General features: G+C 33.8%; 22 protein-coding genes and 4 tRNA genes. 2 read left to right on the top strand and 24 right to left on the bottom strand.

Annotated features, from left to right (window positions below):
* Positions 1-43: 43 nt before the first annotated feature.
* From rpoB to OA85_RS08285, 17 genes are all read right to left on the bottom strand, one after another.
* Positions 44-3,856, bottom strand: a complete 3,813-nt coding sequence (rpoB, locus tag OA85_RS08365; RefSeq protein WP_039109064.1) for a DNA-directed RNA polymerase subunit beta — start codon at positions 3,854-3,856, stop codon at positions 44-46.
* Positions 3,857-4,132: 276 nt separating this feature from the next.
* Positions 4,133-4,501, bottom strand: coding sequence for a 50S ribosomal protein L7/L12 (rplL, locus tag OA85_RS08360; RefSeq protein WP_039109063.1), 369 nt, complete (start codon positions 4,499-4,501; stop codon positions 4,133-4,135).
* An 89-nt stretch (positions 4,502-4,590) separates the two neighbouring features.
* The gene (gene rplJ / locus OA85_RS08355; protein ID WP_039109062.1) at positions 4,591-5,103 is read right to left on the bottom strand and encodes a 50S ribosomal protein L10; all 513 of its coding nucleotides are present in this window, start codon (positions 5,101-5,103) and stop codon (positions 4,591-4,593) included.
* Positions 5,104-5,125: 22 nt separating this feature from the next.
* A complete protein-coding gene (gene rplA, locus OA85_RS08350; protein WP_039109061.1) occupies positions 5,126-5,815 on the bottom strand; it encodes a 50S ribosomal protein L1 in 690 nt (229 codons plus the stop codon).
* 13 nt (positions 5,816-5,828) lie between these two features.
* Positions 5,829-6,266, bottom strand: coding sequence for a 50S ribosomal protein L11 (rplK, locus tag OA85_RS08345; protein WP_035639405.1), 438 nt, complete (start codon positions 6,264-6,266; stop codon positions 5,829-5,831).
* A gap of 68 nt (positions 6,267-6,334) precedes the next feature.
* The gene (gene nusG / locus OA85_RS08340; RefSeq protein WP_039109060.1) at positions 6,335-6,886 is read right to left on the bottom strand and encodes a transcription termination/antitermination protein NusG; all 552 of its coding nucleotides are present in this window, start codon (positions 6,884-6,886) and stop codon (positions 6,335-6,337) included.
* Positions 6,887-6,896: 10 nt separating this feature from the next.
* Positions 6,897-7,094, bottom strand: a complete 198-nt coding sequence (gene secE / locus OA85_RS08335; RefSeq protein ID WP_039109059.1) for a preprotein translocase subunit SecE — start codon at positions 7,092-7,094, stop codon at positions 6,897-6,899.
* Positions 7,095-7,112: 18 nt separating this feature from the next.
* Positions 7,113-7,183, bottom strand: a tRNA-Trp gene (locus OA85_RS08330).
* Positions 7,184-7,244: 61 nt separating this feature from the next.
* Entirely contained in the window at positions 7,245-8,432 is a 1,188-nt protein-coding gene (gene tuf, locus OA85_RS08325) for an elongation factor Tu (protein ID WP_039109058.1), read from the bottom strand.
* 59 nt (positions 8,433-8,491) lie between these two features.
* Positions 8,492-8,563 (bottom strand) — tRNA-Thr (locus OA85_RS08320).
* Between the two features lie 64 nt (positions 8,564-8,627).
* Positions 8,628-8,708 (bottom strand) — tRNA-Tyr (locus OA85_RS08315).
* Between the two features lie 62 nt (positions 8,709-8,770).
* A tRNA-Thr gene (locus OA85_RS08310) sits at positions 8,771-8,844 on the bottom strand.
* Positions 8,845-8,934: 90 nt separating this feature from the next.
* Positions 8,935-9,237: a ribosome hibernation-promoting factor, HPF/YfiA family gene (hpf, locus tag OA85_RS08305; protein WP_039109464.1), complete on the bottom strand. Its 303-nt coding sequence runs from the start codon at positions 9,235-9,237 to the stop codon at positions 8,935-8,937.
* A 34-nt stretch (positions 9,238-9,271) separates the two neighbouring features.
* Positions 9,272-10,168, bottom strand: a complete 897-nt coding sequence (locus OA85_RS08300; protein ID WP_039109057.1) for a tyrosine-type recombinase/integrase — start codon at positions 10,166-10,168, stop codon at positions 9,272-9,274.
* 69 nt (positions 10,169-10,237) lie between these two features.
* Positions 10,238-10,432 (bottom strand): 30S ribosomal protein S21, encoded by a 195-nt coding sequence (gene rpsU / locus OA85_RS08295; RefSeq protein WP_035670421.1) that lies wholly within the window; start codon positions 10,430-10,432, stop codon positions 10,238-10,240.
* Positions 10,433-10,694: 262 nt separating this feature from the next.
* Positions 10,695-11,837, bottom strand: a complete 1,143-nt coding sequence (locus OA85_RS08290; protein WP_039109056.1) for an acyl-CoA dehydrogenase family protein — start codon at positions 11,835-11,837, stop codon at positions 10,695-10,697.
* Between the two features lie 17 nt (positions 11,838-11,854).
* On the bottom strand, positions 11,855-12,739 hold the full coding sequence (locus OA85_RS08285) for a helix-hairpin-helix domain-containing protein (protein WP_039109055.1): 885 nt from the start codon (positions 12,737-12,739) through the stop codon (positions 11,855-11,857).
* A 311-nt stretch (positions 12,740-13,050) separates the two neighbouring features.
* Between OA85_RS08285 and OA85_RS08280 the strand changes: the two genes are divergently transcribed.
* The gene (locus OA85_RS08280; protein WP_039109054.1) at positions 13,051-14,529 is read left to right on the top strand and encodes an amino acid permease; all 1,479 of its coding nucleotides are present in this window, start codon (positions 13,051-13,053) and stop codon (positions 14,527-14,529) included.
* Between the two features lie 78 nt (positions 14,530-14,607).
* Here OA85_RS08280 and OA85_RS08275 read toward each other — a convergent pair whose 3' ends face one another.
* The 5 genes from OA85_RS08275 to OA85_RS08255 form a co-directional block, all read right to left on the bottom strand.
* Positions 14,608-14,835 carry a hypothetical protein gene (locus tag OA85_RS08275; protein WP_039109053.1) on the bottom strand — a complete coding sequence of 76 codons (228 nt, stop codon included), beginning with the start codon at positions 14,833-14,835 and terminating at the stop codon, positions 14,608-14,610.
* Between the two features lie 89 nt (positions 14,836-14,924).
* The gene (locus OA85_RS08270) at positions 14,925-16,196 is read right to left on the bottom strand and encodes a DUF2851 family protein (RefSeq protein ID WP_039109052.1); all 1,272 of its coding nucleotides are present in this window, start codon (positions 16,194-16,196) and stop codon (positions 14,925-14,927) included.
* Between the two features lie 54 nt (positions 16,197-16,250).
* Positions 16,251-16,733 carry a 3'-5' exonuclease gene (locus OA85_RS08265; protein ID WP_039109051.1) on the bottom strand — a complete coding sequence of 161 codons (483 nt, stop codon included), beginning with the start codon at positions 16,731-16,733 and terminating at the stop codon, positions 16,251-16,253.
* A gap of 99 nt (positions 16,734-16,832) precedes the next feature.
* Positions 16,833-18,194, bottom strand: a complete 1,362-nt coding sequence (locus OA85_RS08260; protein WP_039109463.1) for a pyridoxal-phosphate dependent enzyme — start codon at positions 18,192-18,194, stop codon at positions 16,833-16,835.
* A gap of 248 nt (positions 18,195-18,442) precedes the next feature.
* A complete protein-coding gene (locus OA85_RS08255; RefSeq protein WP_039109050.1) occupies positions 18,443-20,401 on the bottom strand; it encodes a putative porin in 1,959 nt (652 codons plus the stop codon).
* Positions 20,402-20,575: 174 nt separating this feature from the next.
* Here OA85_RS08255 and OA85_RS08250 point away from each other — a divergent pair, with 174 nt between their 5' ends.
* Complete coding sequence (locus tag OA85_RS08250; protein ID WP_039109049.1) at positions 20,576-21,235, top strand: ribonuclease HII; 660 nt, start codon at positions 20,576-20,578, stop codon at positions 21,233-21,235.
* A gap of 1 nt (position 21,236) precedes the next feature.
* Here the strand turns inward: OA85_RS08250 and lipB are convergent, their stop codons facing one another.
* Complete coding sequence (gene lipB, locus OA85_RS08245) at positions 21,237-21,941, bottom strand: lipoyl(octanoyl) transferase LipB (protein ID WP_039109048.1); 705 nt, start codon at positions 21,939-21,941, stop codon at positions 21,237-21,239.
* A 118-nt stretch (positions 21,942-22,059) separates the two neighbouring features.
* On the bottom strand, positions 22,060-22,791 hold the full coding sequence (locus tag OA85_RS08240; protein WP_052257170.1) for a hypothetical protein: 732 nt from the start codon (positions 22,789-22,791) through the stop codon (positions 22,060-22,062).
* Positions 22,792-22,803 lie beyond the last annotated feature (12 nt).

Here is a 22,803-nt window from a genome sequence, read left to right as displayed (position 1 = left end):
GAGACGTTGCAATGCAACGCCTCTACTTGAGACAAATATTATATTATTCTTCTAAACGAATGTCAAGTCCAAGACCTTTCAATTCATGCATTAATACATTGAATGATTCTGGTAATCCTGGTTCTGGCATAGATTCACCCTTAACGATTGCTTCGTAAGTTTTTGCTCTACCAATAACATCATCAGACTTCACAGTCAAGATTTCTCTAAGTGTACTTGATGCTCCATAAGCTTCAAGTGCCCAAACCTCCATCTCTCCAAAACGTTGACCTCCAAATTGAGCTTTACCTCCAAGTGGTTGTTGTGTAATCAACGAGTATGGACCTATAGAACGTGCGTGCATTTTATCGTCAACCATGTGTCCAAGTTTCAACATGTAGATAACACCTACTGTTGCTGCTTGATGGAAACGCTCTCCTGTACCACCATCATATAAATGTGTATGTCCAAAACGTGGTATTCCAGCTTCGTCAGTCAATTCATTGATTTGATCAAGAGTTGCTCCGTCAAAAATTGGTGTAGCAAATTTTCTACCCAAGTTCATTCCAGCCCAGCCAAGAACAGTTTCATAAATTTGACCAATGTTCATACGTGAAGGTACACCAAGTGGGTTCAACACGATATCTACTGGCGTTCCATCTTCAAGGAAAGGCATATCTTCATGACGAACGATACGAGCAACAATACCTTTGTTACCGTGACGTCCAGCCATTTTATCCCCAACTTTCAGTTTACGTTTTTTCGCAATATATACTTTCGCTAATTTCAAGATTCCTGCTGGCAATTCATCTCCAACAGTAATAGTGAATTTCTCTCTACGTAATGCACCTTGTAAATCGTTCAATTTAATTTTATAGTTATGAATTAAATCATTAACCATTTTATTAGTTGCATCATCAGCAACCCATTGACCTTTACTTAAGTGAGCAAAATCTTCAACTGCATAAAGCATTTTTTGTGTGTATTTTTTACCTTTTGGTAAAACTTCTTCACCCAAATCATTCATTACACCTTGAGATGTTTTTCCGTTAACGATTAAGAAAAGTTTCTCTACTAATTTATCTTTTAATTCAACAAATTTAGTTTCGAATTCCATTTCTAAAGCGCCTAAAGCATCTTTGTCTTGAGTACGTTTGCGTTTATCTTTTACTGCTCTTGCGAACAATTTTTTGTCTAAAACAACACCATGTAAAGAAGGAGAAGCTTTTAATGAAGCATCTTTTACATCACCTGCTTTATCCCCGAAGATTGCGCGAAGCAATTTCTCTTCCGGAGTAGGATCTGATTCTCCTTTTGGAGTAATTTTTCCGATAAGAATGTCGCCAGGTTTAACTTCGGCTCCAATTCTGATCATACCATTTTCATCTAAATCTTTAGTAGCTTCTTCAGAAACGTTTGGTATATCATTCGTTAGTTCTTCGTTACCTAATTTAGTATCTCTAACTTCCAATGAATAATCATCAACGTGAATAGAGGTAAAAATATCGTCACGAACTACTTTTTCAGAAATTACAATCGCATCCTCGAAGTTATATCCTTTCCATGGCATAAATGCAACTTTTAGGTTACGACCTAAAGCTAATTCACCATTTTGAGTTGCATATCCTTCCGATAATACTTGACCAAGAATCACTCTGTCCCCTTTTCTTACGATAGGTTTCAAGTTGATACTTGTTCCTTGATTGGTTTTTCTAAATTTAATTAAATTGTATGTTTTTTCATCAGGCTCAAAACTTACCATTCTTTCTTCCTCAGAACGATCGTATTTGATAGTGATAATATTAGCATCTACATATTCAATAACTCCATCTCCTTCAGCGTTAATTAAAACTCTAGAATCAGAAGCTACTTGACGCTCTAAACCAGTTCCAACAATTGGAGCTTCAGGACGAATTAATGGTACGGCCTGACGCATCATGTTAGATCCCATCAAGGCTCTATTCGCATCATCATGTTCTAAGAAAGGAATCAAAGAAGCTGAAATTGAAGCAATTTGATTTGGAGCAACATCAGTATAATCAACTCTTGTTGGTTCAATTACCGGGAAATCACCTTCTTGACGTGCAATTACGTCTTCGGCAGTAATTTTTCCTGTAGCATCCATTTGAATATTTGCCTGAGCAATCATCATTCCTTCTTCTTCTTCTGCGCTTAAGTAAATTGGAGTAGACTCTAAATCTACAGTTCCGTTAGTTACTTTACGGTAAGGTGTTTCGATGAAACCCATTCCGTTTACTTTAGCATAAACACCAAGAGAAGATATCAAACCAATGTTTGGTCCCTCAGGAGTTTCAATTGGACATAAACGTCCGTAATGCGTATAGTGAACGTCACGTACCTCAAAACCTGCTCTTTCTCTCGAAAGTCCACCTGGTCCTAGTGCAGATAATCTTCTTTTGTGTGTAATCTCGGCAAGTGGATTCGTTTGATCCATAAACTGAGACAACTGGTTTGTTCCAAAGAAAGAGTTGATAACAGATGATAATGTTTTAGCATTAATCAAATCTATTGGTGTAAACACCTCGTTATCTCTAACGTTCATACGCTCTCTAATAGTTCTAGCCATACGAGCTAAACCAACACCGAATTGTTGAGACAATTGTTCACCAACTGTTCTAACACGACGGTTTGATAAGTGATCAATATCATCAATCTCAGCTTTAGAGTTGATCAATTCAATCAAATATTTTACAATGGTAATGATATCTTCTTTGGTAAGCACTTGCTTTTCCATTGGGATATCTAAACCAAGTTTTTTATTCATTCTATAACGACCTACTTCACCTAAGTTGTAACGTTGGTCAGAGAAGAATAATTTATCTATAATACCACGAGCAGTTTCTTCATCAGGCGGTTCTGCGTTACGCAATTGTCTGTAGATATGCTCAACAGCTTCTTTTTCAGAGTTTGTTGGATCTTTTTGAAGCGTATTATGAATGATGGCATAATCACCTTGATTAGCATCTTCTTTATGCAACAAAATAGATTTAACGTTAGAATCAATGATTTCTTCCACATTATCTTTATCGATAATTGTATCTCTATCAAGGATTATTTCGTTACGTTCGATAGAAACTACTTCACCAGTATCTTCATCTACGAAATCTTCATGCCATGTATTCAATACACGGGCAGCTAATTTTCTACCAACATATTTTTTTAGACCTGTTTTAGAAACCTTAATTTCTTCAGCAAGGTCAAAAATTTCTAGAATATCTTTATCTCTTTCAAAACCAATTGCTCTAAAAAGAGTGGTAACTGGTAATTTTTTCTTTCTATCGATATAAGCATACATTACGCTATTAATATCTGTAGAAAATTCTATCCATGAACCTTTAAAAGGAATTACTCTGGCAGAATACAATTTTGTACCATTTGCATGGAATGATTGACCAAAGAAAACACCCGGCGATCTGTGTAATTGAGATACAACAACACGCTCAGCACCATTAATAACAAAGGTACCACTTGGTGTCATATAAGGAATTGTACCAAGATATACATCCTGAACAATTGTTTCAAAATCTTCATGTTCTGGATCAGTACAATATAGTTTTAACCTTGCTTTTAAGGGCACACTATAAGTAAGACCTCTTTCTATACATTCTTGAATTGTGTAACGTGGTGGATCTACAAAATAATCAAGAAATTCCAATACAAAGTTATTTCTTGTATCAGTAATTGGGAAATTTTCCATGAAGGTATTGTAAAGCCCTTCGTCGCCTCTTTCGTCAGATTTAGTTTCTAATTGAAAAAAATCTTTAAACGATTTTACCTGAACATCTAGAAAATCTGGATAATCAGGAATATTTTTTGTAGAGGCAAAATTCAATCTTTCAGTCTGATTTGTTATCATCAATGGACAAAATTTTGATTAAAAAAGTAATTTTTTTGTACAAATATTGATTTATTTATACTTTCTTTTTACAACCATTACATCTTTAAAAATCAATTTAAGATAACTACTTTCTTATTATCTGTTAATTTTTTTTCCTCGTAATGGGCAAAATGAATTTGTTTTAAAAGGCTATTATGTAATTATACAAGGTAGACTTTTGTTATACGAAAAATGGTTTAGGTCATTGGGTGACTAAACCCAAGACCTAAACCTAATTCTTTAAACCGAGTTTAACTATTTAAGTTCAACCTCAGCTCCAGCTTCTTCTAAAGATTTTTTAAGCCCTTCAGCTTCTTCTTTAGAAACACCTTCTTTTACATTACTTGGTGCGCTATCAACTACATCTTTAGCTTCTTTCAAACCTAAACCTGTAAGTTCTTTAACTAATTTTACAACTGCTAATTTAGAAGCACCTGCTGCTTTTAATACAACTGTAAATTCTGTTTGAACATCTTCAGCAGCAGCTTCACCACCACCTGAAACTACTACAGCTGCAGCAGCTGGTTCGATTCCGTACTCATCTTTTAATATTGTTGCTAATTCGTTAACTTCTTTTACTGTTAGGTTAACTAATTGTTCTGCGAATTGTTTCAAATCTGCCATTTTTTCTATCGTTTTAAAATGATTTGTAAAAATATAATTTATTTATTGTGCGCGTTTTTTAAATAAAATAGAGTAAGACTCTATTTTTATTATGCTTCCACTTCTTCTGTTGCCTCTTCGCTTTTTGCGAATTGGTTTTGAAGAGCAGAAATAACTCTTTGTGCTGGTGATTGCAATAATCCAATAAGTTCGCCGATAAGCTCTTCTTTAGATTTAATAGTTGCTAATGCATCTAATTGATCATCTCCAATATAAATTTCAGAGTTAATAAAAGCTCCTTTTAATACAGGTTTAGCTGATTTTTTTCTGAAATCTTTGATTATTTTACCAGGAGCGTTTGCTATCTCAGAAATGAATATAGCACTATTACCAGTCAAAACTGAAGGTAAATCTCCATAATCATTAGCTGAAGCTTCCATTGCTTTTGCAAGCAAAGTATTTTTAACCACTTCTAATTTTATACCTGCTTTAAAGCAAGCTCTTCTCAAGTTTGAAGTTGTTTCTGCATTCATTCCAGAAATATCAGATACATAAACAATGTTTGTACCAGCTAACTGTGCAGTTAAAACTTCAATCGCGATTGATTTTTCTTCTCTAGTCATACTAAAAATTTTTAACTACCAATTATACTGCTTTAGGGTCCAAAGCAATTGCTGGACTCATAGTGCTAGTTAGGTAAATACTTTTGATGTAAGTTCCTTTAGCAGCAGTTGGCTTAAGTTTGATTAATGTTTGAATAATTTCGTGTGCATTGTCAACGATTTGTTCGCTTCCAAAAGAAATTTTACCAATTCCTGCATGCACAATACCAGTTTTATCAACTTTAAAGTCAATTTTACCAGCTTTAACCTCTTGAACAGCTTTAGCAACATCCATAGTTACAGTACCTGTTTTAGGGTTAGGCATTAAACCTCTAGGTCCTAAAATACGACCTAATGGACCTAATTTACCCATAACAGAAGGCATAGTGATAATTACATCAACATCTGTCCAACCGTCTTTAATTTTTTGTAAATAATCGTCAAGACCTACATAGTCTGCACCAGCTGCTAAAGCTTCCGCTTCTTTGTCTGGAGTAACTAATGCTAATACTTTAACGTCTTTACCAGTTCCATGAGGTAATGTTACCACACCTCTAACCATTTGATTCGCTTTTCTTGGATCTACGCCCAAACGAACTGCGATATCAACAGACTCATCAAATTTTGCAGAAGCAACTACTTTTATCAATGCCGCAGCATCTTTAAGAGAATATAGTTTGTTCTTTTCAATCTTTGAAGCAGCCTCTTTTTGCTTTTTTGTCAATTTTGCCATGTCTTTCTCTTAATTAAAAAGGAGAATCTCCTGATACAGTTATACCCATAGATCTAGCTGTTCCAGCGATCATGCTCATAGCAGATTCGATTGTGAATGCATTTAAATCTACCATTTTATCTTCAGCAATTGCTTTGATAACATCCCAAGTAACACTAGCTACTTTTTTACGATTTGGTTCACCTGATCCGGACTTTAGCTTTGCAGCTTCCAATAACTGGACAGCAGCAGGAGGAGTTTTTACAACAAAATCAAATGATTTGTCTTTATACACAGTAATTTGTACTGGGCATATTTTGCCGGGTTTATCTTGAGTTCTAGCATTAAATTGCTTACAGAATTCCATGATGTTTACCCCAGCAGCTCCTAAAGCAGGTCCAACCGGTGGCGACGGGTTCGCAGCACCTCCCTTAACTTGTAGTTTAACTACCTTACTAATTTCTTTAGCCATTTTTTAAAAAATTTAACACTACAATCATTGGAAGCGATTGTAATGGATATTATAGATGTAACAAAAAATTATACTTTTTCAACTTGCATAAAACTCAACTCCAATGGTGTTTTTCTTCCGAAAATCTTAACCATTACTTCTAGTTTACGCTTTTCTTCATTGATTTTCTCAACCGTTCCATTAAAACCATTGAAAGGACCATCAACAACTTTAATAGTTTCTCCAATATTGAAAGGTATAGAACGAGTATCCGTATTCACAGCTAACTCATCTACTTTACCTAACATTCTGTTAACTTCAGAAAGTCTTAACGGCACAGGCTCACCACCTTTAATCTCACCTAAAAAACCAATAACACTTGTTATAGACTTGATAATATGAGGTATTTCACCTATTAGATTCGCCTCAATCATAACATAACCAGGGAAATAAACTTTATCTTTGATTATCTTCTTTCCTTCTTTTACAGTAACTACTTTTTCAGTAGGAACGAGAACTTGCGAAACATAGTCACCCATCCCTAATCTTGCGATTTCGGTTTCGATATATGCTTTCACTTTATTTTCTTGTCCGCTTACTGCTCTAACTACATACCACTTTTTAATATTATTATCTGCCATAACAAAAAAATTATGCTTTTATCCAGTTAAAAAATCCAGCCAAAGCTTTTGCGAAAATTTCATCTACTCCCCAAGTTGCCAAAGCGAATAATACTGAAAAAACAGCAACAACAATCGTTAGACGTTGCACCTCAGCCCAAGCTGGCCAAGTTACATTTGACTTTAATTCTTCAAATGCTTCTGATATGTAATTAACAACTTTTGTCATTATGATTTAGTTTATTTGCACGGGCGGAGGGATTCGAACCCCCATCAACGGTTTTGGAGACCGCTATTCTACCCTTGAACTACGCCCGTCTGTTAATAAAAGCCAGTAACAACCTAAGAAGTTACTGGCTTCATAATTTTATTTATAGGATTATGCTACAATCTCAGTTACCTGACCTGCACCAACTGTTCTACCACCTTCACGGATAGCAAAACGTAAACCAACATTTAATGCAATTGCACTAAGCAATACAACATCAATAGTTAAGTTATCCCCAGGCATAACCATCTCTACACCTGCTGGCAAAGTAATGATACCTGTTACGTCAGTTGTACGCACGTAGAACTGTGGACGGTAGTTATTATGAAATGGTGTGTGACGACCACCTTCTTCTTTTTTCAAGATATAAACCTCAGCTTTGAAAGTAGCGTGTGGTTTAACTGAACCTGGCTTACAAATAACCATTCCTCTTTTGATGTCTTCTTTTTGAATACCTCTTAAAAGAATACCTACGTTATCTCCAGCTTCTCCTCTATCAAGGATTTTACGGAACATCTCAACTCCTGTAATAGTAGAAGTTAATTTTTCAGCTCCCATACCAATGATTTCAACTGGATCTCCAGTATTAGCAACACCTGTTTCGATACGACCTGTAGCAACAGTTCCACGACCAGTGATTGAGAATACATCTTCAACAGGCATCAAGAAAGGTTTTGCAACGTCTCTTACAGGCTCTTCGATCCAAGCATCAACAGCTTCCATCAATTCAAGAATTTTTGGTACCCAAACTGGATCATTATTCAATCCACCTAAAGCTGAACCTTGAACAACAGGACCATTATCTCCATCATATTCGTAGAAAGATAACAAGTCTCTGATTTCCATCTCAACTAATTCAAGTAATTCCTCATCATCAACCATATCCACTTTATTCATGAATACAACCATTCTAGGAATACCCACCTGACGCCCTAAAAGGATATGCTCACGTGTTTGTGGCATTGGTCCATCAGTAGCAGCTACAACAAGAATAGCACCATCCATTTGAGCAGCACCTGTAACCATGTTTTTTACGTAATCCGCGTGACCTGGACAGTCAACGTGAGCGTAATGACGATTAGCTGTTTCATACTCAACGTGAGATGTATTAATTGTAATACCTCTTTCTTTTTCTTCAGGAGCATTATCAATTTGATCAAATGATTTTGCTTGACAGTAACCAGCATCAGATAATACTTTCGTTATTGCTGCAGTTAAAGTAGTTTTTCCGTGATCTACGTGTCCAATTGTACCTATATTTAAGTGCGGTTTGGAACGATTAAAATTTTCTTTTGCCATTTTACTTAATTTTTAATCTTAGTTATTATAATTTATTAGTGTTCAAATATTTCATTTTGAGCCAATGTCGGGAATTGAACCCGAGACCTCTTCCTTACCAAGGAAGCACTCTACCCCTGAGCTACACCGGCAGAGAAATCTTCATTACAAGTTCAATATTCAAATTTAAAATTCGATTTTTCAAACTTTATTTTGTGGGGAGAGCAGGATTCGAACCTGCGAAGTTTACACAGCAGATTTACAGTCTGCCCTCGTTGGCCGCTTGAGTATCTCCCCTTTTATTGATTTCCAGTACTTTAAAAGAACTATTTCCAAACGCTTTGAAAACAAATTTTTAGAGCCGGCGGAGGGACTCGAACCCACGACCTGCTGATTACAAATCAGCTGCTCTAGCCAACTGAGCTACGCTGGCAATATCAATAAAAAAGTCCGCTATTTCTAACGGACTGCAAATGTAGAGATTTTATCTCTCAATCAAAACATTTTTTGAAAAAAATTTATATTAAATGTGCGAACTTATTTTTTCTTTCCTTTTTACCAACAATCGTTCTAAAGATTCAGCACAAAGCTCCACTGCTTCTTCAAAAATTTTACACTGCTTTTTAACCACAAAATCATCACCCGGAACATTAATTTTTATCTCAGCAATTTTATTCTCTTTATCACTTGTCTTTTCAACTTTTAAAAAAACATCCACGGACACTACCTTATCGTAATATTTTTCTAACTTGTCCATTCTTTCTTGAACAAAATCAACTAGCTTTTTGTCAACAGTAAAGTTAACTGCATGAACATTTACCTTCATAATCATTATTTTTTAATAGTTAAACATTTCCAAATTACTTCTGATTCCTTGGATGCGCATCTCCATATACTTTTTTTAGTTCTGCCAAACTATTATGCGTATATATCTGCGTTGACGCCAAACTGGAATGTCCTAATAATTCTTTTACTGAGTTCAAATCGGCTCCGTTATTTAATAGATGAGTTGCAAACGTATGTCGCAATATATGCGGACTCTTTTTTACTTTCTCGGAGACAGCACTAAAGTAAGAATTTATTAATCGATACACAAAAGAATCATTTAATTTTAACCCTTTTTTTGTGAGAAAAAAATAATCGTCATCTACTATTGACAGCATGAAAGAGCGCTCGTTTAAATATAAAGAAAACCGATTTATAATTATCGGCAAAACTGGCAATATCCGCTCCTTATTCCTTTTTCCCAGCACTTTGATTGTACCTCCAGATAAATTGACATTAACTACTTTTAAATGAATCAACTCCGTTCTTCGCATGCCGGTAGTATAAAACAAATCAACTATAAGCTTATTTCTTATTTCCTCAAAGCCTACAGGATTTTGCAAATGACCTAATGCATCCTCAACTTCTTTTTCAGAAAACGGAATTTGTATTATTTTAGGAGTCTTTAGCGCTTTGTGTTTCAATAGCGGACTCCCCTTTATTTGTTTTGTTTTTAATAGAAATTTATAAAATGCTTTTAAGGATGCAATTTTTCTATTAACCGAGGTATTTGATATATCATTATCGACAAGAGAAACAATCCATGTTCTAATTTGACTATAATTAACCTGCTCTATGCCCTCTTGTTCAAAATGAATCGTATTAAATAATTCAAAAGAAGCGACGTCATTACAATACGCAGTTACGGTATGTGAAGAATATTTTTTCTCCAACTGTAGATAATCCCGAAATGCATCTTTATTAGTAGCCATAAAAAAACCGTTAGCATCAAAGTTATAAAACTTTAATGACTAACGGTACTTTATTCTAATAGATATTGACTAACTCTCTAAGTTATCTCTCATATTTTGGATATAAGCCGCTTTTTGAATTTTGATTCTATTTGTAACTGAAGGCTTAATAAAAGCAGTACGTGCTCTTAATTGACGAACAGTTCCTGTTTTATCAAATTTTCTTTTGTAACGTTTTAACGCTCTATCGATATTTTCTCCGTCTTTAATTGGTATAATTAACATAATATAGACACCCCCTTTCTTTAAGTGTGCAAAAGTAAACATTATTTTGAATTACGAGCCATGAATTATAGATTATTTTTGGGCGTGCCGGCGGACACCACTTTTATCATTCACAAAACGTTAATTCGTCCGCCGTCAGGCTTTCCGTTACAAGTCCTCATTGCATTCCGGGCTTTCCTCTTCCATCCTTCACGCAAAAAAAAGAGCCAATCTACAATTTAATGTATTTTGACTCTTTATACTATATTCAAATTTTCAAAAACTATGCTTTCAACAAATTTCTGGAAATTACTATTTTTTGAATTTCAGTAGTTCCTTCCCCAATGGTACACAATTTAGAATCTCTATAGAATTTCTCCACTGGATAATCTTTAATATAACCATATCCTCCATGAATTTGCAACGCTTCATTCGCTACTTTTACACAAACTTCTGAAGCATACATTTTAGCCATAGCTCCCATCGTGGTAACTGGTTTGTGTTGTTGTTTTAAGAAGGCCGCTTTATGCAACAATAATTCCGAAGCTTCAATTTCAGTTGCCATATCAGCTAACTTGAATGAAATTCCTTGAAATTCACAAATTGGCTGCCCAAACTGATGTCTTTCTTTCGAATATTTTAATGCAGCTTCATAAGCACCTTTCGCAATCCCTAATGACAATGCTCCAATGGATATTCTTCCTCCATCTAAAACTTTCATCGCTTGAATAAAACCTTGTCCTACTTCCCCTAATCTGTTAGCATCAGGAATACGACAATTATCAAATATCAATTCAGCAGTTTCGCTGGCGCGCATCCCTAATTTATTTTCTTTTTTTCCTGAAGCAAAACCTGGCATCCCTTTTTCGAATACAAAAGCAGTCATTCCTTTCGAATCTCCTTTTTCACCTGTACGAACAATAACCACAGCTATATCTCCAGAAATGGCATGTGTAATGAAATTCTTAGCTCCATTGACAATCCAGAAATCTCCATCTTTTTTTGCTGTAGTATTCATTCCTCCAGCATCTGATCCTGTATCATGTTCTGTCAATCCCCAAGCACCTATATGTTCTGCGGTGGCTAACTTAGGAATCCATCTCTTCTTTTGCTCTTCGTTTCCAAAAGTCAAAATATGATTGGTACATAAAGAATTATGTGCGGCTACTGATAGCCCAATGGATGGATCCACTTTTGATATTTCTTCTACAATGGTAATGTACTCATGATATCCTAATCCGGAACCTCCAAGTTCTTCCGGGACTAAAACACCCATAAATCCCATTTCACCTAATTTTTTAAACAAAGGCACAGGAAATGTTTGCGCTTCATCCCACTCCATTATATTTGGACGAATTTCTTTTTCAGCAAAATCTCTTATAGATTGTGCAATCATAGATTGCGTTTCGTTGTAATCAAAGTTCATTGTGACAGTGTTTTATTTTAAAAGTCCAAATATAAGCCAATTATATTTGCTTTATCAACAGGAAATCCCTTAATTTTTGTTAAATCCTCAATATTCTTAATATTTCCTGTCATACTTCTATAAGTGACAATTTCTTTGGCTAAAGTATATTTAAAATAATAAAACTGAGAAAGCTCCTTTAAAGAAGCATTATTAATATCTATCTTTTTAAAATTTGGGAGCACTGAAATTTTAAAATGAGTATTCAAATTTTCAATAACTTCAGGAGATAATCCCCAAACATCTTTCATTTGTTCCATTGAAACAAACCCGCCTAAACTTTCTTTTTGTTTTAAAATTCGCAAAGAAATTGCCTCACCTATCCCGTAAATTTTTACCAAATCCTCCTTGGTTGCCTGATTGATGTCGATTAAAACATTTTTTTCTTTTTTGGCGAAAGCCTGATCTGGATCATTTTTATATGCTTTGAATTCTTTTTTATTTTTCACCCAATCTGGAAATTTAAAAAAGGGAGCTATTGCATTTAATAACGAATCCGAAACTTTAGTCACGTTTTGAAATTCCGCTGCAGAATTGACATATTTATTTTCTTTTCTAAAAGCCAACAAGCGGTCAATTTCCTGAACTGACATTCCTAGCTTATATCCTTTATAGTCTGTTATAAAATTAGGATTGAAAGGATATATTTTAGGGAAAGCCTTAGAATTATCAGTTTTCATGGAATCAATTTGAGATTGTAGTGAAAGCCATTTCTGTTTCTCTGGATAATTCTTTACGACAGCACTAAAATCAACAAAAAAATAAACCAATTGCAAAACAATGATAATCGCAAATAATAAAAACAAACCATTACGTTGTTCACGAGAAAATTTAAAATAGACAACCATCGTTCTGAAATTCATTATTTTAATTTGATTAAAAACCTTATTTTAATAGTTAAAAATAAGAAAACTATTTAAATTTAAAAATATAATAAAAATCAATTCAACTTATATTTTCTTATCGAAAATTTTACAACTTTAAAATAAGAATTTAAAAAAATAACATTATATTTTTTATGTAATTAATAAAATTAAGCCGTTAAAATAATTATTATGCATTTATTAAAATATTGTTAGGTTTTTTTATTTTATAAAATTTATTTAAATTATTGTTTTTATTTTTTATAAAAAAGAATACATTTGGAGCTTAATAACAAAAAAACACACAAAACATGTCTATTTGGAAAAGAAAACCATTAGCTCAGCTTTTAGCAGAGGCCGCTGATTCTGAAAAGGGATTAAAAAGAACATTAACCGCTTGGACTCTAATTGCATTAGGCATTGGTGCCATAATTGGCGCAGGATTGTTTGTAAGAACCGCTATGGCTGCTTCACAAAATGCAGGACCATCTGTAACAATAGCATTTATTGTTGCTGCAATAGGTTGCGCATTAGCCGGATTGTGTTATGCAGAGCTTTCTTCTTCAATACCTATTTCTGGTAGTGCTTACACCTATACTTACGCAACAATGGGTGAATTTTTAGCTTGGATCATTGGTTGGGATTTAATTCTTGAATATGCCGTAGGAGCAGCCACTGTAGGAATTGCCTGGAGTGAATACCTTAACAATTTACTGGTCAATGTACTCCACATGAGTCCAATACCCTTTTCGTTGTCACATTCCCCATTTCAAACTGATCCAATAACTGGTGAACATGGAATGATCAACTTACCAGCATTATTTATAGTTGGGGTTATTAGTTTATTATTAATAAAAGGGATTCAAGAATCAGCTTTTGTTAATGGAATCATTGTAATTGTAAAAGTTGCTATTGTAATAATGATCATTGTTATAGGATGGCATTTTGTAAATCCAGCAAATCATACCCCTTATATTCCAGCAAGTTCAATTTTCACAGATGAACATGGGATCGATCATAAATTTGGAGGCTTTTGGGGAATAATTGGAGCAGCCGGAACCGTTTTCTTTGCTTTTATAGGATTCGATGCTGTAAGTACAGCTGCACAGGAAACGATAAACCCAAAAAGAAATATGCCTATAGGAATCTTGGGTTCATTAGCTATCTGCACCGTATTATATATTTTATTTGCTCATGTACTTACTGGAGTAGCAACTATAGAAGATTTTAGAACTGGTGGAAAAGAAGCTTCTGTAGCATTTGCAATTAACAAATACATGATTGGATATGCTTGGTTAGGTCAATTAGTAACTGTAGCTATTTTGGCAGGATTTTCTTCTGTAATTTTAGTGATGCTATTAGGACAATCCAGAGTATTTTATGCGATGGGTAAAGATGGTTTATTACCTAAAATGTTTAGTGACTTACATCCAAAATACAAAACACCATACAAAGCTAATATCGCTATTTTAATAATCGTTGGTGCATTTGCCGCTTTTATTCCTGGAGACATTGTAGGAGACATGACTAGTATTGGAACATTGTTTGCTTTTTCATTAGTATGTGTATCCGTAATAATTCTAAGAAAAAAAGAACCAAACATGATTCGCGAATTCAAAACACCATTCGTACCTTTAGTTCCAATTTTAGGAGTTATCACTTGCGTCTTGATGATGGCAGGTTTAGGTTGGACAAACTGGCTTAGACTTTTTGCATGGATGGCAATAGGTGTTATTTTCTATTTTGCTTATGGAAAGAAAAATAGTGTATTAAACAATACTAAAGAATAAATTTATTTTTTCAAAAATAAAAAAGGGATTATAAAGTGCTTAAATACTTTATAATCCCTTTTTCTTATTTATATGATTTTACAAATCAAAAACAGAAGTGCGTTTAGCCCGAATTAAATCTTTCAAACGAATCCAAAAAGCCAATGTCAAATAAACGGCAAACCACAATCCAACAGTAACAAACGACAAGTAGATAAAAAACAATCGCACGCTACTGGCCCGCATTCCTAGTGTATCAGCCATACGGGAAGAAACATGAAAACCGTGTTTCTCAAAAAAAAATTTGAGTTTGATTACTACTGACATCTTTTAGTTAAATTGATTATTCGTTAATTCGAAAAACAAATTTACAACATTACTACATGCTCCAGTTAACTAATTTAAAAATAACTGAATCAACTTCTTTTTAGCAATTCCATTCCTACAACACATTCTAAACATTTACTTTTATTACAATACTCATTTTTGAGTTGCAACAAAGATTGTGTTTCAAAAGCACTTTTTGGTTGTATTCCGAAAGAACTAAATTTTTCCATAACCGCATTTTTCTCTGGAGCAACTTCATTTAAAAGACCTATTAAATCCTCTGAAATTTCCTTTCCTTGACTTTTTGCGAAAGCAAACTGAAGTGGAATGATCGTATTTATAACAATCAAATCGATAAAAGATTTAGAAAGCGATCTCTTTTTCTTCGGACTTTCTTTGTCAAATTGGTAATGATTTAACCAATATTCAGAAGCGGATACTTGAAACACTCCGTAAATATCTTTTAATGAATTTAGAGTGCTTATTTTAGAAAATAAATTTTGCTGACTGTGATATAAATTGGCCAATTGAGAAAGTCGTATCGTAGGGAAATTATCAGGACGGTGCTTAAAAAACTGAACGGGTTCTATACACACTTTCTCTATTTGATATTTATGCAACAAGTAGAAATACCTGAATTTTAAATCTTTGAAATAATTATCTTCCTTTTCTAAATCCAGCAATCCCGAAGCTCCAAAAATCAAAGCTTCTAGATTCTCCACTTCAAAACTTTCTTTTCTTATAATCGAAAAGGGAATAGATTGCGCTATTTTTAAAAAGATTTCTCCATTCGTATTTAGACCAAAATTCTTCGCTAAAAGAGAAAACAAAACCGCTTCCCAATCTTGGTTGGTTTGTTCCAGTAAATCAAATATAGGCTTGGATTTCCTTTCTAAACGTTCAAAGAACAAACGCTCTTGCCAGTTTTTAAAAGCAAATTCGTCAATCTCTTTTAGTTGCTTTTCGCAAAAAATCCAAGATTTAGGAGCCATTAAAGATTGGTAATTTTCGACAGTCTCTTTTTCAACATATTTTTTAAGTTCCAAAACCGGAATTTCAGTATTGTTGTTTCTAAAAATCTCTGTGTCATGTTCCCAAACTACATGCAAAATTACATTTTCATAACCCGAATCTTTTTCGTGATGATGCACATACCAATCTGAAGATTTAAGATGAATTTCAACGTTTCCAGCCCATTTCTGATCACCAATAGTAATTTGAGCATTAAAGAAATCAGGACCTGCCAATTCAAGATATTGACCTACATTGATAATTGTGACTCCCTCATTGTTGAACGTTTTTAAATTCAAAGTGTCGAACTTTTTGAATTTCCAGAGGTAATGGAGGAAATCTTCTTTCATTTTGATATTTTAGATGAAAGACTAAAGTAAGGAAAAAACAGAAATGAAAGAAATTTATTTCAATAAATACAATTTAGCGCAAGCACGAGCATCAGATAACGCTTCGTGATGATTTAATGAAATATTCATTTCCCGACAGCAATCACTTAATTTGGTAGGTTTTAATCCTTTGGCTTTATAAATTTTCACGGTACATTCCCAACGAGAAGCGATATTCAAATCAGCATAATCCAAATTATAAAGCGCCATTGATTTAGCCAGAACATTTCTGTCAAAACTCTCATTATGCGCCACAATCACTCTGTTTTGTAACCGTTTTTGTATTTCAGGATATACTTGTGCAAATGATTTTGCATTTACTGTATCACGTGGATAAATTCCGTGAACTTGAATGGTAAAAGGAGAATATAGATTATTTGGCGGCTTTATTAGACTGACAAATTCATCTACAATTATTCCGTTTTCTACGGTAACAATACCAACTGAGCAAGGATGGAATGCTGTTGCGGTTTCAAAATCTATAGCAGTAAAGGTCATTAAATTTGCATTTTTATAAAACTAAAAAACCACAAATTTAACGAATTTAATTCGTCAAATTTGTGGTTATGAAAATTTTAATACTTGAAAAATATATTATTATTTTATCGACCCAATAATATCATATTTGGTAATTATATGGTGATTTCCATTTTCTAATTCAACCAAAACCGCATCGTTTTCTTTGGTAAATAATTTCGAAACTTCTTCTATTGAGGTTCCTAATTTTACGATTGGAAATGGTTTTCCCATAATTTCTTTAATGGGTCTGTCTGCAACATTTTTATCGGCAACGTAACTTTGGAACAAATCACTTTCATCAACAGAACCTACAAATCCTGTGACGTCAATCACCGGAATTTGAGAAATCTTGTATTTACGCATTCTTTCTATAGCGTGTGAAACTAATTCTTCTGTACGAACTACAATCAATGGTTTGTCGATATGATCTTTGATAACATCTTCTGCTTTTTTGATTTCCTCATCCAAAAATCCTCTTTCACGCATCCAATCGTCATTGAACATTTTGCCTACATAACGGCTTCCGGAATCATGAAACAAAACAACCACCACATCTTCCGGTTTGAAATGCTCCTTAAGTTGCAACAATCCTTTTACCGCTGCACCTGCTGAATTCCCAACAAAAATCCCTTCTTCCAATGCAATTTTTCGGGTATAAACCGCTGCATCTTTATCCGTTACTTTTGTAAAACCATCAATCAAAGAGAAGTCAACATTCTTTGGCAATATGTCCTCACCAATTCCTTCTGTAATATAAGAATAAATTTCATTTTCATCGAAAATACCTGTTTCATGGTACTTTTTAAATACAGAACCATAGGTATCAATTCCCCAAATTTTAATATTCGGATTTCTTTCTTTCAAATATTTCCCAACACCTGAAATCGTTCCTCCAGTTCCTACACCCGATACAAAATGAGTGATTTTACCGCCAGTTTGTTCCCAAATTTCAGGTCCGGTTTGCTCATAATGCGCTAAAGAATTAGATGGATTATCGTATTGGTTTACATACCAAGAATTAGTTGTTTCCTCTGCTAATCTTTTAGAAACAGAATAATACGAACGTGGATCGGTAGGTTCTACATCAGTAGGACAAACTACCACTTTTGCGCCTACAGCACGAAGAATATCCATTTTTTCTTTAGACTGCTTATCCGAAATCACACAAATAAGTTTGTACCCTTTTATGATAGCCACTAATGCCAATCCCATTCCTGTATTTCCTGAAGTCCCTTCGATAATGGTTCCTCCTGGTTTTAGTCTTCCATCCGCTTCGGCATCTTCAATCATTTTAACGGCCATTCTGTCTTTTACGGAATTTCCAGGATTGAAGGTTTCTACTTTAGCAAGTACCAAAGCATCTATACCAGCAACAACTTTATTAAGTTTAACTAATGGTGTGTTGCCTATTGTGCCTAATATATTTTCTGCGTAGTGCATTTTATTATTCATTTAAGAGTGTTCGTTGTTATAAATCACAACACAAAGATAGCATATTGTTACAAAAAAAATCTTGATTAAAGAATTTTACACTCCTTATTAATTCGCTATACTTTTATTTTATTGGGAGTTCCTAGAATTTCATTTAAAACAATATCCATCACTAGCTTATTCCCAAGCGAGTAAAAGCATATCGATTAGCATTGAAAAAAGGGCTTTTTTTTTACTAAATAGTGCGCTACTATTTATTAATTGAAGAAATTCCAAACCAGTCCAAAACGGATTGTAAAATCACGAGACGGATTATTAGGTGACGCGTAAAAATTATTACCCGATAAAGACGAATTAAAATGCTCTGCTTTAAAGTAAATTCTGGTTCTTTGAATCTTGGCATTAATAAAGAAATCAAAGTTTGGAGAATTTCCAATTTCCTTTTTGTCTTGAACGAAAAACTCACCAATAACCGGATTATAATCATTGGCAAAATATTTCGTAAAATAATTCAAAGAAATACCAGTTTGCAAAAACAAAGCTTTCTTTTTGAAAAAAGAACCCGAGTAATAGAATGTATTTCTAGTCACAATTTCAGGAACGTTTAATACATTATCTTGCTGATCAACTTTTTGATACAAAACAGTATTATCTAATGCGAAACTACCAAATTTCAATTCTTTGTTCACTTTCACGGACAAATAATTTATGGTATTAGCGTATTGTGCCGGAGCAACGATTTGAGTACGTGCCAATATTTGTGCATCGGTTGAAACATCATTAAAATACAAATGATCGTTTAGAACGGAATACTGTAACGAGGCATTAAACCACGGTGTAATTGCATTAGCACTAATTGAGTTTATTTTCTCATTCTTGAAATCATTTGACCAGTTGTACTGAACATAACTACTCTGATACAGATTGTAATTATTATTTGGTAGCTTATTTATGTTTTGATATTGAAATGACAACTGCGTTTCCTCATTAAAATCATATTTAACTTTAGCATCCAAATTTGATAAAGATTGATTTGTAATCGATCTTGAATACAAGAATTTCCCATTCCATTTATTTTTTTGATACTCATATTGCCCTCCTGCATTATTTATTTTTTGAGCCAAAGAACCCGGAACCGTTTTATTATCAAAAATTAATATCTGGTTGTAGTAATAATTAGACCTAAAATCATCTACAAAAAACTGAAATTTTCCTAAAGTTGTATTCTCATAAATCAATCCAGCTCTATTATACATTTTATTGTACCGGGTTTGATCATTAATTCCACTGTCTTTGAAAGAAGCCCCAAATCGATATACAATTTCCGAACCCACGGTAGAAGGAACGGTTAGCTGATTGTATTCGAAAAACTTATTTTCATAATTAAATTGGTGCGTTACATATAAATTATTTGCTCCTTTATTTGCATTTATTCTAAAATTGTGATCTAAGAATATTCTTTTCCCCTTCAGAAATGATTTAGCATCTAAAAAAAAGACTTCAAATCGTTGTCTGTTATTGTATTTTGGGTCTTCACTTTCGAAATCACTAATGGTTGTAATTCCGCCGTTTTCTTCATTTAGAATATCTTGCGATGTAAAATGTGCATTAGAATAATAGCGTTTATTTTTAGTGTTATAACTTACTGTGAATCTAAAATTTCCTGTACTTGCCAATTGATTTAAATATTCTCCCTGAGAGCGCAATCCTCTGTAGGCTATAGAAAAATTAAGATTTTCAGACGTGTTTAAAGTAATGAATGCATCAGTCGATTGTCCTTTTTGCATGACACTTTTAAAATATAATTCGGTAACTGGAGTGGCGACTGAACTATATCGTATTTGGTTTGCCTCCAGAAAATTAAAATGTTTTGCTTTGAAACCAAATTCTGGTAAAGGCGAAAAATCAGTTAAACTATATTGCAACGTATTATACGTTTGGCCTTCATTTGCAAAAGGCAAAAGTCCAAAAATGTCTTTTCGCAAATAATTATGGCTGTACTCTTTTTGGATAGTAAGTGAAGTATCTATGTAAGTTGTGTCTCGATCCAAAGTAATCACGCGATACATATCTATGGTAGCAACGGGTTGTTTTACCTTTTTGATAGAATCGGAACCGTTGTATTTGCTATTGTAATCTAATTCTTTACTATTCCTTTCTTGAGAAAACAGCAAAGTGGAGAATGATATAAAAATAAAAAAAAAGAAAATTCTCATTTGAATGGGGTATAATTAGGCAATTATTTTTACAATTTTAATCAAGCAAAGGTAATTTATAAAAACATATAAATAAAAAAACACAGCATTTTATAGGATTGTTATAACAAATAGGTAACTAACGGGTTTTTACAGCGAAAATTTTATAATATTTGTTTCTTTAAAAAACAGAACATGCTCGAAAACAATTTTTCGAAAATTATCCTCGAAAGCGGAACTGATGAAGCAGGTCGTGGCTGTCTTGCCGGTCCTGTAACTGCAGCAGCCGTTATATTACCTTTTGATTTTGAAAACGCTATACTGAATGACAGTAAACAATTATCCGAAAAAGTCCGAGAAAAGTTAAGACCTATTATTGAGCAGCAAGCCATTTCCTTTGCTGTAACGCATCTTGAGCCTTTGGTAATTGACGAGATTAATATTCTGAACGCATCGATAAAAGCGATGCAGGAAAGTATTCTAAAACTCCATCCCAGACCCGAATATATTATTGTGGATGGGAATGCACCATTAATTCACAAAAAAGGGATAAAAAACCGTGGAGGGAAAATCTTTACTGATGCTGAACTCGAAATTCTTAATTCGATTCCAAATACCAGTATTGTAAAAGGGGACTCTAAATTTATGAGTATCGCTGCTGCCTCAGTGTTGGCAAAAACGTATCGGGATGACTATATGAACCGCATTCACGAGGAATTCCCTATGTACAATTGGAAACAAAATAAAGGTTATCCTACCAAAGAACATCGTGAAGCAATACGGAAATACGGGATTACGAAATACCACCGAATGACGTTTCGATTGTTACCGGAACAATATTCTTTTGATTTTTGATTTAAGATTTCTCAAATGTAGCTTCGAATAAATGGGAGAAATGTTTTAGGATTTTCTCTTTGACTTCTTCTTCGTTTACTCTTTCAACTCCAAGTTCTACGTTTAATGTAGTTACGGCTTTACCGCGAATTCCACACGGAATAATATTGTCAAAATAACCCAAATCAGCATTTACGTTTAGTGCAAATCCATGCATGGTTACCCAACGGGAAGCACGTACGCCCATAGCACAAATTTTTCTTGCAAATGGAGTTCCTGCACCTAACCAAACTCCAGTTTCACCTTCACTTCTGCCACAAGAAATTCCATATTCTTGAAGTGTAAGAATAATGGCTTCTTCTAGAAAACGCAAGTATTTATGAATATCCGTAAAGAAATTTTCTAAGTCTATAATTGGATAACCCACAATTTGTCCGGGTCCATGATACGTAATATCGCCACCACGATTGATTTTATAGAACGTCGCTCCTTTGGATTCCAGTTGTTTTTCGGATAAAAGCAAATTACTTAAATCGCCACTTTTACCCAAAGTATAAACGTGAGGATGTTCCACAAAAAGGAAATAATTAGGAGTTTGTAAACTCGTTTCCTCTCTCCTATTTTTAATTTTTAAGTCAACTATTTCTTTGAACAATTCTTCTTGGTATTCCCAAGTTTCCTTGTAATCTTTGTTTCCTAAATCTTGAAGTTGGATGGTTTTGTTCATTTGTCATTGCGAGGAACGAAGCAATCCTATTTCGTCCCCTTATTTTTGATTGGCAAAGGTACAAAGTTTTCAAGAATGAATAATACAGTGTTCCCTTACATCTTATAGTTTAAAATTCTTATTCCAAAATCACCTCTAAATTTGTGCTTTCTGGATTTTGCAAACAATCCGATAAAAGGAATTGCAATTCCAATGCTTTTTTGTCTTCGCTGATTTTTGCATTTGCATTTGAAACTGATTTTATTTTTCGAGGAAAATAATATTTTAAAACATAGGATTGATTGATTTTAAAATTGGCTACTCGGGTTTTCAATTCTGAAATTTTATCCTGTTGTTTTTTCAATTCGACTTCATCAGTAATTTTCACTATTCTTTTAAAAAGACTTCCGTCAAAAGCATAACTTACACTATAATAATGTTCTTCGGCTGTCAAGGCATAATTATGTTCTAAATCATCCGCATATTCCTGAGTTTTGTATAAATCCGGAACTGCTGAAATTTTATCGAAGTTTTGATTGATTTTTGTTCGAAATTCTTTCTCATAGGAACTTTTCTTGATGTGAACATTTACGGTTGCATATTTTTGAAAAATAGCTTTTTCGGATGCTGGAAGTTTTGAAAATGTTTCCGAATATTTCGTTATAAAATCCTTGAAAACGTAAGTTGTATCCTCGAATTTTTCTTCTTTGGAATAATTTTCTCCCGCTAGTTGCATGTAACTGTGTTCATCGCGAAGTGATTCGGTTTCTATTCTTCCCGTTCCGTCCTGGTTTAAATGGATGGTTTCGGTGATTTGGCAGCTTGTAGCGAGTAGCCCTAAAAGCAAAAAAGCGTAAATTTTATTTTTCAATTTTTATGATTT

The sequence above is a fragment of the Flavobacterium sp. AED genome (assembly GCF_000812945.1).
In the GTDB taxonomy this organism is placed as follows: Bacteria; Bacteroidota; Bacteroidia; order Flavobacteriales; family Flavobacteriaceae; genus Flavobacterium.
The sequence above is the reverse complement of the archived record's forward strand: the minus strand, read 5'-3'. Positions and strand labels throughout refer to the sequence as shown.

Bases quoted from the DNA above. Each gene is read 5' to 3' on its own strand.
- rpoB (WP_039109064.1), bottom strand. From the start codon at position 3,856: ATGATAACAAATCAGACTGAAAGATTGAATTTTGCCTCTACAAAAAAT.
- rplL (WP_039109063.1), bottom strand. From the start codon at position 4,501: ATGGCAGATTTGAAACAATTCGCAGAACAATTAGTTAACCTAACAGTA.
- rplJ (WP_039109062.1), bottom strand. From the start codon at position 5,103: ATGACTAGAGAAGAAAAATCAATCGCGATTGAAGTTTTAACTGCACAG.
- rplA (WP_039109061.1), bottom strand. From the start codon at position 5,815: ATGGCAAAATTGACAAAAAAGCAAAAAGAGGCTGCTTCAAAGATTGAA.
- rplK (WP_035639405.1), bottom strand. From the start codon at position 6,266: ATGGCTAAAGAAATTAGTAAGGTAGTTAAACTACAAGTTAAGGGAGGT.
- nusG (WP_039109060.1), bottom strand. From the start codon at position 6,886: ATGGCAGATAATAATATTAAAAAGTGGTATGTAGTTAGAGCAGTAAGC.
- secE (WP_039109059.1), bottom strand. From the start codon at position 7,094: ATGACAAAAGTTGTTAATTACATATCAGAAGCATTTGAAGAATTAAAG.
- tuf (WP_039109058.1), bottom strand. From the start codon at position 8,432: ATGGCAAAAGAAAATTTTAATCGTTCCAAACCGCACTTAAATATAGGT.
- hpf (WP_039109464.1), bottom strand. From the start codon at position 9,237: ATGAAGGTAAATGTTCATGCAGTTAACTTTACTGTTGACAAAAAGCTA.
- OA85_RS08300 (WP_039109057.1), bottom strand. From the start codon at position 10,168: ATGGCTACTAATAAAGATGCATTTCGGGATTATCTACAGTTGGAGAAA.
- rpsU (WP_035670421.1), bottom strand. From the start codon at position 10,432: ATGTTAATTATACCAATTAAAGACGGAGAAAATATCGATAGAGCGTTA.
- OA85_RS08290 (WP_039109056.1), bottom strand. From the start codon at position 11,837: ATGAACTTTGATTACAACGAAACGCAATCTATGATTGCACAATCTATA.
- OA85_RS08285 (WP_039109055.1), bottom strand. From the start codon at position 12,739: ATGAATTTCAGAACGATGGTTGTCTATTTTAAATTTTCTCGTGAACAA.
- OA85_RS08280 (WP_039109054.1), top strand. From the start codon at position 13,051: ATGTCTATTTGGAAAAGAAAACCATTAGCTCAGCTTTTAGCAGAGGCC.
- OA85_RS08275 (WP_039109053.1), bottom strand. From the start codon at position 14,835: ATGTCAGTAGTAATCAAACTCAAATTTTTTTTTGAGAAACACGGTTTT.
- OA85_RS08270 (WP_039109052.1), bottom strand. From the start codon at position 16,196: ATGAAAGAAGATTTCCTCCATTACCTCTGGAAATTCAAAAAGTTCGAC.
- OA85_RS08265 (WP_039109051.1), bottom strand. From the start codon at position 16,733: ATGACCTTTACTGCTATAGATTTTGAAACCGCAACAGCATTCCATCCT.
- OA85_RS08260 (WP_039109463.1), bottom strand. From the start codon at position 18,194: ATGCACTACGCAGAAAATATATTAGGCACAATAGGCAACACACCATTA.
- OA85_RS08255 (WP_039109050.1), bottom strand. From the start codon at position 20,401: ATGAGAATTTTCTTTTTTTTTATTTTTATATCATTCTCCACTTTGCTG.
- OA85_RS08250 (WP_039109049.1), top strand. From the start codon at position 20,576: ATGCTCGAAAACAATTTTTCGAAAATTATCCTCGAAAGCGGAACTGAT.
- lipB (WP_039109048.1), bottom strand. From the start codon at position 21,941: ATGAACAAAACCATCCAACTTCAAGATTTAGGAAACAAAGATTACAAG.